Below are 1,146 nucleotides of genomic sequence, written 5' to 3' on the forward strand. Positions count from 1 at the left end.
ATGGTCGGGCACTTTCCCGGCAGCCTCGCCCAGATCAACGTCGTGCTCTCGTTCTTCTTCGCCGGCATTTCCGGCTCGTCGACCGCCGACGCCGCCAGCCAGTCCAAGATCTTCATCGAGGCGCAGCGGCGCGAAGGCTACGACGACGGCTTCTCGGTCGCGATCACCGCCGTCTCGGCCGTGCTCGCGGTCATCATTCCGCCGTCGATCCTGATGATCGTCTGGGGCGGCATCCTGACGGTGTCGATCGGCGCCCTGTTCCTGGCCGGCATCGTGCCCGGCCTGCTGCTCGCCGCCGTGCAGATGGCGACCGTCCACGTCTACGCGAAGGTGCGCGGCTACCCGACCTATCCGCGCTCGACCTGGCGGGAGCTCGGCGCCGCGCTCTTCGTCTCGATCCCGGCCCTGGCGACCCCCGGCATCATCATCGGCGGCAAGGTCTTCGGCTGGTTCACGGCCACCGAATCGGCCTGCATCGCCGTGCTCTACGCCGGCGTCCTCTCGCTCTGCGTCTATCGCGAGCTGGACGCCCGGGGCTTCTATGCGGCACTGCTCGACACCGGGCGGCTGGCCGGCGTCGCGCTCTTCTGCGTCGGCACGGCCAGCGCCTTCGGCTGGCTGCTCGCCTACTACCAGATCCCGAAGGAGATCCTGTCCGGGGTCCAGGCCTGGCACCTCGGGCCGATCGGGGTCGGCTTCCTGGTGGCGGCGACGTTTCTCGTCGTCGGCTGCTTCCTCGACGCCATCCCGGCCATCATCATCGTCGGCACCATCCTCGACCCCGTCGCCCGCGCCGCCGGGCTCGACCCGGTGCATTTCGCCATGATCGGCATCGTGTCGCTGGCGTTCGGCCTCGTCACGCCGCCCTACGGCCTGTGCCTGATGATCGCCTGCGCCGTCGCCGGCCGCCGCCTGGGCGAGGTCATCAAGGACGTGATGCTGATGCTGCTGCCGATGCTGGGGGTGCTGATCCTCGTCATCCTGTGGCCGCAGGTGTCGCTGTTCCTGCCGGGCCTGATCTCGCCCGAATTCCTGCGCTGACGGAGGAGGTAGCCTTGCCGACCGTCGAACCGCTCTCCGACGCCCTTGGCTGCCGGCTCACCGGCATCGACCTCCGCGCCGACCTCGCCGACCGCGACTTCGCCG

Annotated in this window: 1 protein-coding gene; it reads left to right on the forward strand. The window is 69.4% G+C overall.

Going from position 1 to position 1,146, the window contains the following annotated elements; translation table 11 throughout:
• On the forward strand, positions 1 to 1,041 hold a 1,041-nt coding region (locus tag ACE3Q3_RS15080), incomplete at its 5' end, for a TRAP transporter large permease (RefSeq protein WP_374447444.1).
• Between the last annotated feature and the right edge of the window lie 105 nt (positions 1,042 to 1,146).

Source organism: Allostella sp. (genome assembly GCF_041913585.1).
In the GTDB taxonomy this organism is placed as follows: Bacteria; Pseudomonadota; Alphaproteobacteria; order ATCC43930; family Allostellaceae; genus Allostella.